The following is a 15,715-nucleotide window of genomic DNA, read 5'->3' as shown; positions in this document are numbered from 1 at the left end:
TGAAAAAAAGCCCACAAGGCGGTACGAATCGGGAACAGGGGCGTGAATATGCCGGACCGCGAGTCCATGCCGTCGGCCCCCGGCCCCGAGGTGTCGGCCCGCGCCGCCGCCCTTCCGCAGGAGACCCTGGGGATCGCCTCCGGCTACGCCTTCTCCGGCCCCGCCCTGCATCTGGGCGCCCTGCTGTGGGACGGGCAGTGCCTGCCGGACGCGCAGATCCGGGTGCCGCTGGCGATGCTCAACCGCCACGGCCTGGTCACGGGCGCCACCGGCACGGGCAAGACCAAGACGCTCCAGTTGGTCGCCGAGCAGCTGTCCGCCCAGGGCGTGCCCGTCTTCCTCGCCGACATCAAGGGCGATCTCTCCGGGATCGCCGCGCCGGGCCGCCCGGACGCCCGGGTCGAGGGCCGGGCCGCGGACGTCGGCCAGCGGTGGACGGCGACCGCCTTCCCCGCCGAGTACTACGCGCTCGGCGGCATCGGCAAGGGCATCCCGGTCCGGGCGACGGTCACCGGCTTCGGCCCGGTGCTGCTGTCCAAGGTGCTGCGGCTGAACCGGGCCCAGGAGCAGTCCCTCGCGCTGATCTTCCACTACGCCGACAGCAAGGGCCTGGAGCTGGTCGACCTCAAGGATCTCAGGGCGGTCGTGACCTTCCTGACCTCACAGGAGGGCCGGCCGGAGCTGAGGACGATCGGCGGTCTACCGGCGGCCACGGCCGGGGTGATCCTGCGGTCCCTGACGGCCTTCGAGGCACAGGGCGCTTCGGGCTTCTTCGGTGAGCCGGAGTTCGACACCGCCGAGCTGCTGCGTACGGCGCAGGACGGGCGGGGCGTGGTCTCCGTGCTGGAGCTGAGCGCCGTGCAGGACAGGCCGCAGCTGTTCTCGGCCTTCCTGATGTGGCTGCTCGCCGACCTCTTCCACGAACTGCCCGAGGCCGGCGACGTCGGCAAGCCCCGGCTGGTCTTCTTCCTCGACGAGGCGCACCTGCTCTTCGACGACGCCTCCGAGGCGTTCCTGGAGTCGATCACGCAGACCGTGCGCCTGATTCGCTCGAAAGGGGTCGGCGTCTTCTTCGTGACGCAGACCCCCAAGGACGTACCCGCCGACGTCCTCGCCCAGCTCGGTAACCGTGTGCAGCACGCGTTGCGGGCTTTCACGCCCGACGACCAGAAGGCCCTGAACGCCACGGTGAAGACCTTCCCGAAGTCGCCCTACGACCTGGAGGAGGTCCTGACCGACCTCGGGACGGGCGAGGCGGTGGTGACGGTGCTGAGCGAGAAGGGCGCGCCCACCCCTGTCGCCACGACCCGGCTGCGCGCGCCCGAGTCCCTGATGGGGCCGGTCGGGGCGTACGAGCGGCTGACGGATGGCCGCGGGGCCGGCCGCGGTGCTGTCCGCGGCGCGAAGGGGCCCGACGAGATGCGGGACGCCGCGCCGGAACGGCGTGCGGAGGAGGGGCCGTCCGTGGCGGAGCAGGTGGTCGACAGCGGGGTGTCCAAGTCGCCGACCCGGTCGGTGGGGACGCAGATCGGGCGGGAGATCACGCGGTCGTTGTTCGGGACGGCACGGACGGCACGGCGTTCGTGGGGGCGGCGGAGGCGCTAGTCCGGGTCGCCTCCGCCGCCGCGGGTCGGTCTGTCAGCCGCGTTCCCTATCCATCGGGTGCTGCTGTCGCTCCCGTGTCTTCGGCTTGGGCTCGGGATGGGGCTGGGGCTGGGGCGGCTTGGGGGCGTTGCGGGCGGCCTCGGCGCGCAGGAGGGCGCGCAGGACCGCGTACGGGTCTTCGAGCATGGCTGTGTTCCTCGTTCCGTATTGCTGCGTATTGCTGCGTACGGGCTGATGGACCGGTGTCCGGTCCCGTCAGCAGCGCAGGACCTCGGAACGCAGGGGGCGAGGGTCGTGCCGTGGGCCCGGCGGCACGGGCACGGGGTGCGGTGCGGCGTGCGCGGGCCCGGGGGTTGGGAGCGGGGTGAGGCGCAGGGGGACGGCGATGCGCTGGGTGCCCCGGGCTGGGGGGCGCAGGGCGGTGTCGAGGACGTCGCACTCGACGGCCGTGCTCTCGCCGGAGACGGTGGCCGTCGGACCCGTGTGTGCCTCGGTGTGCGCGCCGGGCACGAGCAGGGCGAGCAGCAGGACCAGCACCCGCGGCCATCCGTGTCGGCGGGTGCCGCGGGGGACCGGCTGCGGTGCGGGGTTCACGGGAGGTGGTTCCCCGTCGTGTGTATGCCGTTCATCCCACTGGCTGCGAGAACCGCTCGCTCGGCGTACGGCGGCCCCGGATACGCAGGGCCGTGACGATCTCGGCGGCGCCGACCGCGAACAGCCAGCAGCCGCCGACCAGGGTGAGGACGGCGACGGATTCGAAGGGCGCGTCGATGAGGACGACGCCTGCGACGACGGTGAGGATCCCGAGGAAGATCTGCCAGCCCCGGGCGGGCATCGCCGGGTCGTGGGCGGCGGCCAGGGTCTGGGTGATGCCGCGGAACAGCCAGCCGATGCCGATCCAGAGGGCGAGCAGCAGGATCGACTGCATGGGGCGGCGGAAGCAGAACAGGCCGAGCAGGATCGAGAGCGTGCCGCTGATGAAGGCGAGGACGCGCAGGGCGGTCGTGCGGTGCGTGCCGAAGGCGGAGGCGAGTTGGAGGATGCCGCTGACGAGCAGATACAGCCCGAACAGCACCCCGGCCGCGAACAGGGAAGCGCCCGGCCAGACCAGGACGAGCAGCCCCAGCACGAGTGAGGTGACCCCGGTGGCCAGCACGGTTTGCCAGGCGGCGCGGGAGAGCTGGTGCAGCGGTCCTGGGAAGGGGGACTCCGACTCGTGGCCGCCTGAGGGCGGACTCGCGGTCTGCGCGGCGCCCCGGGGTGCCTGCGGATCGTGCGGCCAGTGGCCCTGTGCGCCGGGTGGGGCCGGGGCGTGTGGGCTGGGAGGGGTGTGACCGGGCCGTCCGTGGGTGTGAGGGCCGTCCGGGCCCGGGCCCTGGGGGACGTGGGGTTCCAAACCCTGGGGCGGGCGGGGCGCATGCCCGCGTGAGGGCCCGCGCTCCGGGTCCCAAGGGGAGCCGCTCGGTGGCTCGGTCATGGTCCATCCTTGGACCGACCGGGAGGGGCCTGCCACTTGGGGCGGGCCGTGTGGTTGACGCCTGTTGTTTGAGGGCGGGCTGCTTGGCTGACGCCTGTTGTTTGGGGGCGGGCTGCTTGGCTGATGCCTGTGGCCGGGCGGGCCTGTGGCTCACGCCCGCGCCCAGAGGCGGGCCCGCGGCTGACGCCCGCCGCCTGGGGTTCGGCCACGCGGCTGACGCCCGCGGCCTGGGTCCGGCCACGCCGCTGGCGCTCGCCCCTGGGCCCGGCCACCCCGCTGACGCCCGCTGCCGGGGCTCGGCCGCGCGGCTGACGCCTGTGACCTCGTCCGGGTCACGGCGCTGGCGCCTGCCCTCTGGTCCGGGTCACGGCGCTGGCGCCTGCCCTCTGGTCCGGGTCACGGCGCTGGCGCCCGCCCCCGGGTCCGGTCACCCGGCCGGCGCTCTCGCCCCGCCGGCCGTTACCTTCCGGTCGTCTTCGCGGCCTTGGCCGCTGCCTTCATCTGCTGTTTGTGGGCACGTACCTTGGCCAGCGACTCGGGGCCCGTGATGTCGGCGACCGAGCGGAAGGACTTCGGCTCGCCGTAGGAGCCCGCGGCCTCCTGCCACCCCGGCGGCCGCACCCCGAGCTGCTTGCCGAGCAGGGCGAGGAAGATCTGGGCTTTCTGCTTGCCGAAGCCGGGCAGTTCGGCCAGGCGCTTCAGCAGTTCCTTGCCGGTGGCGGCGTCCTTCCAGACGGCCTCGGCGTCACCGTCGTAGTGCTCGACGAGGTACTGGCACAGCTGCTGGATCCGCTTGGCCATGGAGCCCGGGTAGCGGTGCACCGCCGGCTTCCGGGAGAGCAGCGCGGCGAAGGCCTCGGGGTCGTGCACGGCGATCTCGTGTGCGTCCAGGTCGTCCGTGCCGAGCCGCTGGGCGATGGTTGCCGGACCCTTGAACGCCCACTCCATCGGGATCTGCTGGTCCAGCAGCATCCCGACCAGCGCGGCGAGCGGACTGCGCCCGAGCAGCGCGTCGGCCTCGGGGTCCTGGGCGAGGTGAAGAGTGACGTCCATGCACCGATCATCCCCCGCCCGGGCTCACGTCGCCCGCCAGTAGCCGAGCGCGTGCACCCGCTGCTTGGGCAGGCCCAGCTCCTTGCGGACGTATGCCGCGAGCGACCGGGTCGTCGCCGTGTCGCAGGCGATCCAGACGTACGGGTCGGAGGTGCCCTGGAGCAGGCCGGGCAGGTCCGCCTTCACCTGGTCGACCAGGCGGGCGCCGGAATCCTGGCGCGGCACCTTGCGCAGCTCGTGCCGGGCCGGGTCGGTGCGGAACGGCAGATCGCCGTCGCCGCCCTCGAACCAGACGGTGGCCGGGGCGGAACCCAGCGCGTCCAGCAGGGAGTTGATGGCCGGCAGGGAGGCCGGGTCGCCGAGGGCGAAGACGTGGGAGGGAGCGGGGTCGGGGTGCTCGAAGCCGGTGCCCTGGACGGTCGCCTCGATGGTGCGCCGGGCTTCGCCGCCCTGGCCCAGTCGCTGGCGCGGCCCTCGTGCAGGGCGAACTCCAGGCCGAACGTCCCGGCCGCCGGGTCCGGGGCGACCAGGGTGTAGGCCCGCTGGTGGGGCTTGCCCGCGTTGTCGAACCACAGCCGTACCCACATGGTCGGGTGCACGCCGGTCGCCGCGAGCAGACCGCCGTCGGTGAAGCGCAGCCGCCGGTAGTCCGGGGTGACGTCCTGCGCGTCGGTCACAGTGAACGCGAAATCCTTCGCACCCAGCAGTCTGAGGACCGCGCCCTCCCAGCCCCGCCCCTGCCCCATCCCGCATTCGCCTTTCGCGTACGATTCCGCCCACAGCTATAACTTAGGCAAGGCTAACCTAAAGGGAAGTAGGGGCACAGCGTGGCCACCGAGATCTATCGCGACGCCTGGGGCATCCCGCATCTGCGCGCGGGCAGCGCGGCCGAACTCGCCCACGCCCAGGGCCTCGTCACCGCCCGCGACCGGGCCTGGCAGCTGGAGGTCGAGCGGCACCGGGCCCAGGGCACCTCGGCGTCCTTCCTCGGCGAGAGCGCCCTGGCCTGGGACCGGTTCGCCAGACGCGCCAGACTCGACGACACCGCCAGACGCTGCTTCACGGAGCTGGAGAGACGGGACCCCGAGACGGCGGACTGGGTGCGGGCGTATGTGGAGGGGGTCAACGGCGGGCTGGCGGCGGGCGCCGACGCGGCCCCCGAGTTCGCCCGCACCAGCCTCACCCCCGGCCCCTGGCACCCCTGGACCCCCCTCGGCGTCTGGCTCGCCGCCCACATCCTCTTCGCCGGGTTCCCGGCCAAGCTCTGGCGTGAGCAGGTCGCGGCCCACCTCGGCGTGGACGCCATCGGCCTGTTCGCCACCGACGGCCCCGGCACCTGCGGCAGCAACGGCTGGCTGGTGAGCGGCGAACGGACCGTCACCGGGCAGGCGGTCATCGCCGGCGACCCCCACCGCTGGATCGAGGACCCCGGCGTCTACCAGCAGATCCACCTGTCCTGCCCGGAGTTCGACGTCGTCGGCCTGGCCGTCCCCGGTGTCCCCGGCATCGCCCACTTCGGGCACACCGGCACGGTCGCCTGGGCCATCACCAACGCCATGGCCGACTACCAGGACCTGTACCGGGAGCGGCTGCGGCGCACCGGCGCCTGGGTGGAGGCCCTCGGCCCGGACGGGGTCTGGCACCGGGCGGCCCGGCACACGGAGGTCGTAGAGGTGGCGGGCGAGGAGCCGGTCGAGGTCGAGGTGATCGAGACCGACCGGGGCCCGGTGGTCATCGGCGGCCCGGAGGGACTCGACGGCGACCCGTCCGACCCGGCCGATCCCTCCGGCACGCCCGTGGCGATCAGCCTGCGCTACCCGCCCCGCGTCACCGGCGACCTCGGCTTCGGCGCCCTGCTGCCGCTGCTGCGGGCCCGCCGGGTCGCCGACGTGGACCGGGCGTTCGACCGCTGGGCCGAGCCGGTCAACGTCCTCCAGGCCGCCGACACCGAGGGCGGCGTCCTGCACCGCGTCGCCGGCCGGGTGCCGCTGCGCGCCGAGGCCAACCGCCTGCGCCTGGTGCCCGCCTGGGAGCCCGGCCACGAGTGGCAGGGCTGGCAGGAGACACCCCGCGCCGGGCTCACCGACGGCGTCGCCGTCATGGCCAACCAGCGCGGCCCGGCCGAACCCCTCGGCGTCGAGTTCGCCCCGCCCCACCGCCACGACCGCATCGCCGCGCTGCTCGCAGGCAAGGAGCGCTGGTCCGCCGCCGACATGCCCGCCATCCACACGGACACCCACCTCGCCTCCGCGTCCGCCCTCCTGGACCACCTCCGGGCCCTAGGGGATGTCCGCAAAGTCCAGCCTGCCCCGCGACGCCCGGCACGCTCCCCCAAGCTCTTCGAGCAGGGGGGACCCCCAGAGCACGCACCGAACGCCGCAGGCCCGCCCTCCGGGCGGACGACGGGACTTGGCGGACACCCCCTGGACGCCCTCACCCCCGAGGCCTCCGCCCTCCGGGACCGCCTCCTCGCCTGGAACCGCCGCATGGACGCCGACAGCGCCGACGCGGCCCTCTACTCGGCCGTGCGCGCCGCGGTCGTACGGCAGCTGGCGGCACACCCCGCCTTCGCCGCACTCGCCACACCGCCGGCGTACCCGGAGGTGTTCCGGCCCTGGCTCGCCCTCGTCCCGCGCATCGCCTTCGCCCTCGAACACCTGCTGCGGGCCGAGGAACCGCACGGCATCGACCGCCTGTCGGCCGTCCGCGCGGCGGTCGAGGAGGTGGCCGGCCGGCCACCCGCCGGTGTCTGGGGCGACACCCACCGGCTCGCCCCCTGGCGGGCGCTGGAGCCTCAGACGCCGTACGACGAACCGGGGCTGTCCGGCGACCACGACTGCGTGCTGTGCACCTCGGGCGTGCCGAGCCTCACCGACCGCGCCGCGCGCGGCCCGGCGGCCCGCTACGTCTGGGACCTGGCCCGGCGCGAGGACAGCCGCTGGGTGGTCCCGCTCGGCGCCTCGGGCGTCCCCGGCTCGCCCCACCACCGCGACCAGCTCCCCCTGTGGCTCGCCGGCGACCTCGTCCCGGTCGTCACCGACTGGGCCCTGCTGAAGAAGGAGACCGATGTCTGACCCGTACGCCTCCCGCACAGCCGTCGACGAGCAGGTGACCGACGGCTTCGGTACCGTCCGCGTCCTGCCGCTGGACCCGGAGGCCGACGCCGGGACGGTCCACCGCTGGGTGAGCGAGGACCGGGCCGCCTTCTGGGGCATGACCGGCCTCACCGAGCGTCAGGTGGCCGAGATCTACGCCCACATGGACACGCTCACCACCCACCACGCCTTCCTCCTCGTCCGCGACGGCGAGCCGGTCGCACTCCTGCAGACCTACGAGCCCGAGGCGGACCGCGTCAGCGAGTGCTACGACGTCCGGCCCGGCGACATCGGCGTCCACCTGCTGGTCGCCCCCGCCGGTCCGGGCGGGGCGCGCTCCGGCTGGACCGCACGGCTGCTGACCGCCGTCGCCCGGTACGTCCTGCTCGGACTGGACCGCCGGCGGATCGTGGTCGACCCGGACGTCGGCAACGAGAAGGCGGTCGCCCGGTTCCTCGAAACGGGCTTCACGGCGGGGCCGGTGGTGGTCCTGCCGGAGATCGACCTGCCGGACGTGTACCTGCCCGAGAAGAAGGCCCAGCTCGCCTTCCTCGACCGGGAGATACTCTTTCCCGGGTGACGCCCGACGACCTCATCGCCCACTACGGCCTCGAGCCGATCCCCCGCGAGGGCGGCCTGTTCCGCCAGACCTGGGCCGGTCCCGAACGCCCGGACGGCAGACCCGAGGGCACGGCGATCGTCGCGCTCGTCACAGCGGACGACTTCTCCGCCCTGCACCGCCTGCCCACCGACGAGATCTGGCACTTCTACCTCGGCGATCCCCTGGAGCTCCTCCTGCTCGCCCCGGACGGAAGCACGCGGACGGCGGTGCTGGGACCGGACGTCCTCGGCGGCCGGCACGTGCAGTTCACGGTCCCGGCAGGCACGTGGATGGGCGGCAGGGTGCGCGAGGGCGGGCAGTGGACCCTGTTCGGCTGCACGATGGCCCCCGGCTTCACGTTCGAGGGCTACGAACACGGGGACGCGGCGGAGCTGACGGCACGCTATCCGGCAGCGGCTGACAAGATCGCAGCTCTGTGCCGACCTGTTCTTTAGGGGCGCGGGGCTGTGTCGATTTGCGGCTCCGCCGCGCGGGCGCGAACAACCCCCACGCACTCGCACGCGCCGAACCACACACCCACCCCCCACGGTGAGCGCTGCACAACTCCCATCCGTACATAACCGGGAGCCGTACAGCCCGACCCCGGAGAACGACGTGCACCAACGGCGGAACGAGGAGCGCAATGTCGGACACCCCCGGCGAGCCCAAGCCCTGGTGCTGCTCGGCACCGTGCTGGTCCTGCTCCTCTTCGGCGGAGCCCCCGCTTCCGCCCACGCCGCCCTCCGCAGCACCGACCCCGACGACGGATCCGTCGTCCAGCGTGCTCCCCGCCACCTCACCCTGACCTTCACGGAGTCCGTCGGCCTGCTCGACGACTCCTTCCGAGTCTTCGGCCCGGACCAGCGCCGCGTGCACACGGGTGAGGCGCAGCACGCGGACGGCCAGTCCGACACGGCCCGGGCCGGACTGCCCAAGAAGCTCGCCCAGGGCACCTACACGGTGGCCTGGCGCGTGGTGTCCGCCGACAGCCACCCGGTCTCCGGCGCCTTCACCTTCTCCGTCGGCAAACGGTCCGCGACGACCGCGCAGGTCGACACCGGCCCGGCCGAGGACCCGCTGACCGGCGGCCTTTACGACGCCGCCCGCTATCTCGCCTACCTCGCCGCCGCGCTGCTCGTCGGGACGGTGGCGTTCGCGCTGCTGTGCCGGCCCGCGGACACGTCCCCGCTGCGCAGACCGCTGGTGGCGGCCTGGTGGACGCTGCTCGGCTCGACTGCCGTCCTGCTGATGCTGCGCGCCCCGTACGAGACGGGCGCGGGCCCGGCCGCGGCCTTCGACCTCTCCGCCCTCGAACGCACCCTGACCAGCCGCCCGGGCCTGGCCCTGCTCGCCAGGCTGGCCGTCCTGCTGCTGACCGCCGCCTTCCTGCTACGGCTGTCCAGGCGCCGCGACCACCAAGAGCCCCTGATGCGGTCGGTGGGTGCGGCCCTGGCCGTCGCCCTGGCCCTGACCTGGGCGGCGGCCGAGCACGCCTCCGCCGGGATCCAGGTGCCGGTGGCGATGACGTCGTCCGTGCTGCACCTGGTGGCGACGGGGGTCTGGCTCGGCGGCCTCGTGGCGCTGCTCCTGACCCTGCGCCGCGCCTCCGTCGACGAGCTCACGGCGGTCGTGCCCCGCTTCTCCCGTATCGCCTTCGCCTCGGTGACCGTCCTGGCCGTCACCGGCCTCTACCAGTCCTGGCGCGGCCTCGGCTCCCTCGCCGCGCTGACCGGCACGTCGTACGGTCGGCTGCTGCTGGCCAAACTGGTCGCGGTGACCGCGCTGTTGCTGGCGGCCGGGTACTCGCGCCGCTGGACGGCCCGCCTCGCGGCACCGGTGGCCACCGCCCGGACGGCCGTACCGGAACGCGTCGCGCAGCCGGTCGGCGCAGGGGCGCCGGCACAGCCGGAGGCACCGGGGGTGTCCGGGGACTCCGGGGCATCCGGCACGACAGGTGAGCCCGGGGAACCCGAGAAGCCGGAAGCGCCGGAGGGGCGGCGGGAGTCGTCGGGCGCGTCCGGGCCGACCTCCGACTCCGGCGAAGCGGACACCCGGCGTCGCGGTCTGCGCCGCTCCGTCCTCGTCGAAGTCGCCGTCGCCGCCGTGGTGTTGCTGATCACGACACTGCTCACCACCACGCTGCCGGGCCGCGCGCAGGCCGAGGCCGCGCAGCGGTCCCCGGCGGGTGCGCTGCCTCCCACGACCCTCACCACGGTGCCCTTCGACACGGGCACAAGCACCGGCACGCTGTCCGGCCGCGGCACGGTGGAGGTCACCCTGGACCCGGCCCGCGTCGGCGAGAACGGCGTCCAGGCCGTGGTCTACGGCGCCGACAAGGGGCTGGTCGTCGTCCCCGAGGTCCGCATCACCTTCACCCTGCCCTCCCGCAAGGTCGGCCCGATCGACGCCCGTCTCACCGACGTCGGCGGCTACTGGAGCACCAACTCCGTCAACCTGCCCCTCGCCGGGACCTGGACGATGAAGACGACCGTGCGGGTGTCGGACGTGGACCAGGTGACGGTGTCGAAGCAGGTGCGGATCGTGCCCTAGGCAGCCTCGGTGGCGCCGTCGACCGGTCGCCGTCGAGGAGCCGGGTCATGCACTGGGCGGCACGGACGGCGGCGTCGCCGCAGCAGTTGTTGAACAGGACGTGGACCTGTTCGGTCCGCTCGGCCAGCCGGCGCACGCGGGGCAGCCACTCGGCCAGTTCGTCCTCGCCGTACGCGTACCGGAACCGGTCCTCCTTGCTGCCGGTCCCCCAGGCGGTGCTGCGTCCGTGGAACCGTACGACGGACAGCCGGGGCGAGGTGACGGGGGTGGCGGGCGGCATCGAGGAGGGCAGCGTCTGCGTCATGTCGACGGCGACCGCGGCCATGCCGTACCGGGCGAGCAGCGCGCACGTCGCCTCCGCCCGGCCCGGCTCCCACCACGAGGGATGCCGGAACTCCACGGCGACGGGCCACCCGCGCGTCCGCTCGGCGCACTCCCGGAGGAACACCCTGGCCCGCTCCCCGGGCCGCAACCACGGCGGGAACTGGAACAGCACGCTCCCGAGCCGCCCGGCCCGCCGCAGCGGCTCGATCCCGGCCGCGAACCGCGCCCACACCTCGTCGAGCACGGCAGGGTCCCGGTGATCGGCCGGCAGCCCGCCCGGCATCGCCGCCTCCCTGGTGGGATGCCCGGTCAGCAGCGAGAACGCCTTCACGTCGAACACGAACCCGTCCGGTGTCCGCTCGGCCCACAGCCGGCTGTTCCGCTCGCTCGGCAGCGCGTAGTACGAGGCGTCGACCTCGACGACCGGGAACCGCTCGGCGTAGTGCCGTAAGCGCCCCTCGGCGTCCCGCCGCCCCGCCGGATACCAGCCGCTGCCGACCAGGGCCCGGTCGGTCCAGGAACACGTGCCCACCAGGATCTCGCCCATGGGGGACCGGTTACCCGGGCCGGGCGGCGGCAGGCTCCGCGCCAGGCCGGGGTGGCACGGTAAAACCAGCTCCAATGGGGGTAATCATGGAGTAGCACACATATTCGGAATTACAGCTGATTCTCTTGCGATCCTTCGCGACTCCTCGTGATTCGCCCGAAAATCCCCCGTGATTCCCCGCGAGAGCGAGATGACCGATCATGGAGCAGCCCGTCACCGTCGGCCGGGCCACCCGGTCGCTCGGAGCGGAACCCGAGGCCTCCGAAGCCCTTGCGGACCTCGCGGACCTCGTCGGCGAGGCCCTCACCGCCCGCGTCACCCTCGACGAGCAGGGCAGGGTGACCGGCTGGAACACGGGCGCCGAGCGGCTCCTCGGGTACTCGGCACGGCAGATGACCGGCCGCCGCGCCGCGGATCTGCTGGCCGAGCCGATCCCGGTGCGGGGCGGCCTGCCCACGCTCGCCGGACTGCCCCGCTGGAACGGCGACGTCGCGCTCCGGCACCACGACGGCCGGAAGCTGACCGTCAGGGTCCTCGCCCACCACAGGGAGCCAGGCACCGGCGCCGGCGCCTGGCTCCTCCTCTCCGCCCTGACCCGCCGGCAGCCCCGGCCCGCCCTCGACGAATCCCTCGTGAGCTGGAGCTTCGCCCAGTCCCCGTGCTGCGCCATGGCGATCTACGACACCCGGCTCCGGCTCAGGCGGGCCAACGAGGGCATGGAGCAGGCCGTAGCGCTCACCGAGGAGGAGATGCTGGGCCTGCGCGTGGCCGAGATCGTCGACGACGAGGCCGGTGAGCGGGTGGAACGCAGCATGGTCCGGGTGCTGCGGACCGGCGAGCCGCAGTACGAGGAGAACTGTCTGCGCACCCCGGGCGAGACCCGCGAGCACGCCTGGTCGGTCTTCGAGTCCGCGCTGCGGGACGCCGAGGGCACGATCCGGGGCGTCTGCCTCTCCGCGCACGACATGACGGAACAGTTCTGGGCCCGCAAGCGGCTCCAGCTGATCGCCGAGGCCGGGCGGCGCATCGGCGGCACGCTCGACGTGACGCGCACGGCCCAGGAGCTGGCGGACGTGACCGTCCCGGCCTTGGCCGACTTCGCCGGCGTCGATCTGCTCGCCGCGCTGGACGACGTACCCGAACCGCCCGCTCAGGCCCTGCCGCCGGACGGCCCGCTGCTGCTGCGGCGGGTGGCGATGCGGTCCGTGACCCCGGGTGCCCCGGAGGCGGTCGTGACGGCCGGCAAGGTGGACTCCTACCCGGAGGGTTCGGCGCCCTACGAGAGCCTGCGCGCGGGACGGCCCACCCTGCACAGGGTGACCGACCCGGCGTTCACGCAGTGGCTCGCCCACGACCCCGCCCGCGCCGAGAGGATCCGGGCGTTCGGCATCCACTCGGTGATGACCGTGCCGCTCGCCGCCCGCGGCACCACGCTGGGCGTCGCGTTCTTCGTCCGGTACCGCAACCCCGACGCCTTCCGGCACGACGATCTCGTCCTGGCCGGGGAACTGGCGGCCAGGGCCGCGGTCAGCATCGACAACGCATACCGCTACACCCGGGAGCGGGCCACGGCTGTCACGCTCCAGCGCAGCCTGCTGCCGCAGCGGCTGCCCCGGCAGGCGGCGGTCGAGGTCGCGTCCCGCTATCTGCCGGCGGGCGGGCACGCCGGCGTCGGCGGCGACTGGTTCGACGTCATCCCCCTCTCCGGGGCGCGGGTGGCCCTGGTCGTCGGCGACGTGGTCGGCCACGGCCTGCACGCCTGCGCGACCATGGGCCGACTGCGCACGGCCGTACGCACCCTCGCCGACATCGACCTGCCGAGCGACGAGCTCCTGACGCACCTGGACGACCTGGTCGCCCGGCTGAACGTCGAGGAGGAGGGCGTGGAAACCTCCGGGGACGTGGGCGCGACCTGCCTGTACGCCGTGTACGACCCCGTGTCGCGGCGCTGCTGCCTCGCCGGGGCCGGGCATCCGGCGCCGGCCGTGGTGAGTCCCGGCGGGCGCGTCGACCTGGTCGGGCTCCAGGCCGCGCCCCCGCTCGGCGTGGGCGGCCTGCCCTACGAGGCCACCGAGGTCGTCCTGCCCGAGGGCAGCCTGCTCGTCCTCTACACCAACGGCCTGATCGAGGACCGGGACAGGGACCGGGACATCGACGCCGGTGTCCACCGGCTGCGGGAGGCCCTCGCCCGCCCGGCGCCCTCGCTGGACGCCCTGTGCGACACCGTGCTGGCCGACCTGCTGCCGCAGCGCCCGGCCGACGACGTGGCCCTGCTCGTCGCCCGCACCCGAGCGCTCGACGCGAGTCAGGTCGCCACCTGGGCGGTGCCGGACGACCCGTCCGCGGTCGCCCAGACCCGCAAGGACGTGGTGGCGCAGCTGGAGAGGTGGGGGCTGTCCGACGCGGTCTTCGTCACCGAACTGGTCGTCAGCGAACTCGTCACCAACGCCATCCGGCACGCTCAGCCGCCGATCCAGCTCCGTCTGATCCACGACAACACCCTGATCTGCGAGGTCTCCGACGGCGGCAACACCGCTCCCCACCTGCGGCGCGCCCGCACCTACGACGAGGGCGGGCGCGGCCTGCTCCTCGTGGCCCAGCTGACCGGGCGCTGGGGCACGCGCCAGGGCGCCACGGGCAAGACCATCTGGGCGGAACAGACACTGTCTCTCCAGTGAGGATCCACCGGACATGACCACACACACTTCCCACCGGGCCGCCGGAGCGCCCGTGCAGCGGGCCGCCCAGCTGGTGGGCGTCGTCTTCCTCCTGGTCGGCGTGCTGGGGTTCATTCCCGGCATCACCACCGACTACGGCTCGATGGAGTTCGCCTCCCACGAGTCGGGCGCCGAGCTGCTGGGCCTGTTCCAGGTCTCGGTCCTGCACAACGTCGTGCACCTGGTCTTCGGTCTCGCAGGCCTGGCCCTGGCCGGCACGGTCGCCGGAGCGTACTCGTACCTGCTGGTCGGCGGCGCCGTCTATCTGGTGCTGTGGGTCTACGGCCTGTCCGTCGGCCACGACAGCGACGCCAACTTCGTCCCCCTCAACGCCGCCGACGACTGGCTGCACTTCGCCCTGGGCGTCACGATGATCGCCCTGGCTCTGGCCCTCGGCCGCCGCCGCCCGACCCGCACCCGCCGCACCGGCGCGCAGCGGTAAGCACCGGGACGGGACGGCGTGCAGACCTTCCTCCCCCATCCCGGCTTCCGGGAGTCGGCCCTGGTCCTGGACCGCCGCCGGCTCGGCAAACAGCGGGTCGAGGCGTTGCAGGTGCTGCGTGGCCTGGTCGTACCCGGCTACGGCTGGCGCCGCCACCCGGCGGTCCGGATGTGGACCGGCTATGAGGAGGCACTCGTCCGCTACGGCCTGGAGATCTGCCGCGTCTGGCGCGAGCAGGGCCACCAGGACAGCTGCGCGGCCACCCTGGTCGCCGACCTCGCGGCGACCCGCCCGCACGCCCCGGTCCGCGACCAGCAGGTCCTGGCAGCCGAGGGCGAACTGCCGCCCTGGCTGGGCGACGCCCCCTTCCACCACAGCCACCGCTCGGCCCTCGTCCGCAAGGACCCCGCCACCTACGCGGACGTCTTCCCCGGCGTCCCGGACGACCTGCCGTACGTGTGGCCGGCGTCGGACCGCCAGTCGTGGACACGCCCCTCGGGCGCCGTCGAGGGCCGGCCGGACGGGATGGCGTAGCTCCGCTGCCCCGGCCCGGCCCGCACCGTCCCGACCAACCACGAGGCCTCAAGGAGACCAGGGCCGCTCACAGGGCCGTCGGCTCGGCAGCCTGGTCCGACAGCAGGGCGTCCAGTGCTCGCTCCAGGACGGTGAGCAGATGGTCAACGGCCTGTACGACCGGTACGGCGCCGGACTCGCCGCGGGTGACATCAACGGCGACGGCCACGACGACCTCGCCGTCGGCGATCCCGACGAGGACACCGACAGCGGCACCGTCGCCGACGCCGGGCACGTCACCGTCATGTACGGCGGCTCCGTCGGGCTCACGAACACCAACCGCCAGGTCTTCGACCAGGGCACCGAGGGCGTCCCCGGCGAGAACGAGGCCGGTGACGGGTTCGGCTCCCGGCTGCTGCTCAGCGACCTCAACGGCGACGGCAGGAAGGACCTGACGATCGCGGCGCTCGGCGAGGACGGCGGCAGCGGCGCGCTCACCACGCTCCTGGGCACGGACATCACCCTCACCGTCACCGGAGCACGCAGCCTGACCCCGACGTCCTACCTGCTGTCGACCGACGGACAGCCGCAGCTCGGCAGCAGCCTCCAGGGGCACCCGCCGCTCACGCCTCAGCCGCTCCCTGAGGCCGGATAGGCCCGGTCCCGACAACGGGCGGGGGGGGGGGGGGGGGGGGGGGCCCGCGCGGGGGGCGCCGGCGGGGGGGGGGGGGGGGGTGGGGGGGGGGGGGGTTTGGGGTTTGTGAGTCGAGGATGAGGGGGGGGGTGGTGGT

At 73.8% G+C, this 15,715-nt stretch carries 14 protein-coding genes and 1 pseudogene; 9 read left to right on the top strand and 6 right to left on the bottom strand.

From position 1 onward, the window contains the following. Positions 1-48 precede the first annotated feature (48 nt). Positions 49-1,605: a helicase HerA-like domain-containing protein gene (locus ACIBNA_RS08430; protein ID WP_399164712.1), complete on the top strand. Its 1,557-nt coding sequence runs from the start codon at positions 49-51 to the stop codon at positions 1,603-1,605. Between the two features lie 33 nt (positions 1,606-1,638). On the opposite strand, the gene ACIBNA_RS08425 is transcribed toward ACIBNA_RS08430, so the two are convergent. The 5 genes and pseudogenes from ACIBNA_RS08425 to ACIBNA_RS08405 form a co-directional block, all read right to left on the bottom strand. Then, entirely contained in the window at positions 1,639-1,791 is a 153-nt protein-coding gene (locus ACIBNA_RS08425) for a hypothetical protein (protein ID WP_399164467.1), read from the bottom strand. Between the two features lie 69 nt (positions 1,792-1,860). Next, a complete protein-coding gene (locus tag ACIBNA_RS08420) occupies positions 1,861-2,199 on the bottom strand; it encodes a hypothetical protein (protein ID WP_399164466.1) in 339 nt (112 codons plus the stop codon). Between the two features lie 31 nt (positions 2,200-2,230). Continuing rightward, positions 2,231-2,794: an HdeD family acid-resistance protein gene (locus tag ACIBNA_RS08415; protein ID WP_399164711.1), complete on the bottom strand. Its 564-nt coding sequence runs from the start codon at positions 2,792-2,794 to the stop codon at positions 2,231-2,233. 747 nt (positions 2,795-3,541) lie between these two features. Beyond that, complete coding sequence (locus ACIBNA_RS08410) at positions 3,542-4,135, bottom strand: HhH-GPD-type base excision DNA repair protein (RefSeq protein ID WP_399164465.1); 594 nt, start codon at positions 4,133-4,135, stop codon at positions 3,542-3,544. Between the two features lie 24 nt (positions 4,136-4,159). Continuing rightward, positions 4,160-4,881 (bottom strand): annotated as a pseudogene (locus tag ACIBNA_RS08405) (siderophore-interacting protein). A gap of 81 nt (positions 4,882-4,962) precedes the next feature. Between ACIBNA_RS08405 and ACIBNA_RS08400 the strand changes: the two are divergent. The 4 genes from ACIBNA_RS08400 to ACIBNA_RS08385 all read left to right on the top strand — a co-directional run bounded on the left by ACIBNA_RS08400 (position 4,963) and on the right by ACIBNA_RS08385 (position 10,381). After that, positions 4,963-7,209 carry a penicillin acylase family protein gene (locus ACIBNA_RS08400; protein ID WP_399164464.1) on the top strand — a complete coding sequence of 749 codons (2,247 nt, stop codon included), beginning with the start codon at positions 4,963-4,965 and terminating at the stop codon, positions 7,207-7,209. Continuing rightward, the gene (locus tag ACIBNA_RS08395) at positions 7,202-7,810 is read left to right on the top strand and encodes a GNAT family N-acetyltransferase (RefSeq protein WP_399164463.1); all 609 of its coding nucleotides are present in this window, start codon (positions 7,202-7,204) and stop codon (positions 7,808-7,810) included. Before ACIBNA_RS08400 ends, ACIBNA_RS08395 begins: the two co-directional genes overlap by 8 nt. After that, positions 7,807-8,286: a cupin domain-containing protein gene (locus ACIBNA_RS08390; RefSeq protein ID WP_399164462.1), complete on the top strand. Its 480-nt coding sequence runs from the start codon at positions 7,807-7,809 to the stop codon at positions 8,284-8,286. The genes ACIBNA_RS08395 and ACIBNA_RS08390 overlap by 4 nt, the downstream gene beginning before the upstream one ends. A gap of 220 nt (positions 8,287-8,506) precedes the next feature. Next, positions 8,507-10,381 carry a copper resistance protein CopC gene (locus ACIBNA_RS08385; protein WP_399164710.1) on the top strand — a complete coding sequence of 625 codons (1,875 nt, stop codon included), beginning with the start codon at positions 8,507-8,509 and terminating at the stop codon, positions 10,379-10,381. Here ACIBNA_RS08385 and ACIBNA_RS08380 read toward each other — a convergent pair. Continuing rightward, positions 10,281-11,252 carry a DUF72 domain-containing protein gene (locus ACIBNA_RS08380; RefSeq protein WP_399164461.1) on the bottom strand — a complete coding sequence of 324 codons (972 nt, stop codon included), beginning with the start codon at positions 11,250-11,252 and terminating at the stop codon, positions 10,281-10,283. The two genes, ACIBNA_RS08385 and ACIBNA_RS08380, sit on opposite strands and share 101 nt — an antisense overlap. Before the next feature lie 200 nt (positions 11,253-11,452). Here ACIBNA_RS08380 and ACIBNA_RS08375 point away from each other — a divergent pair, with 200 nt between their 5' ends. The 4 genes from ACIBNA_RS08375 (at position 11,453) to ACIBNA_RS08360 (ending at position 15,579) form a co-directional block, all read left to right on the top strand. Further along, entirely contained in the window at positions 11,453-13,930 is a 2,478-nt protein-coding gene (locus ACIBNA_RS08375) for a SpoIIE family protein phosphatase (protein ID WP_399164460.1), read from the top strand. A gap of 13 nt (positions 13,931-13,943) precedes the next feature. Then, positions 13,944-14,411: a DUF4383 domain-containing protein gene (locus ACIBNA_RS08370; protein WP_399164459.1), complete on the top strand. Its 468-nt coding sequence runs from the start codon at positions 13,944-13,946 to the stop codon at positions 14,409-14,411. 18 nt (positions 14,412-14,429) lie between these two features. Continuing rightward, entirely contained in the window at positions 14,430-14,945 is a 516-nt protein-coding gene (locus ACIBNA_RS08365) for an MSMEG_6728 family protein (protein WP_399164458.1), read from the top strand. 139 nt (positions 14,946-15,084) lie between these two features. Continuing rightward, positions 15,085-15,579: an FG-GAP repeat protein gene (locus ACIBNA_RS08360; protein ID WP_399164457.1), complete on the top strand. Its 495-nt coding sequence runs from the start codon at positions 15,085-15,087 to the stop codon at positions 15,577-15,579. Positions 15,580-15,715 lie beyond the last annotated feature (136 nt).

It is taken from the genome of Streptomyces sp. NPDC050164 (assembly GCF_044459945.1).
Classification (GTDB): Bacteria; Actinomycetota; Actinomycetes; order Streptomycetales; family Streptomycetaceae; genus Streptomyces; species Streptomyces coeruleorubidus_A.
Note: the sequence above shows the minus strand (reverse complement) of the source record. Positions and strands in the feature narration are given on the sequence as shown.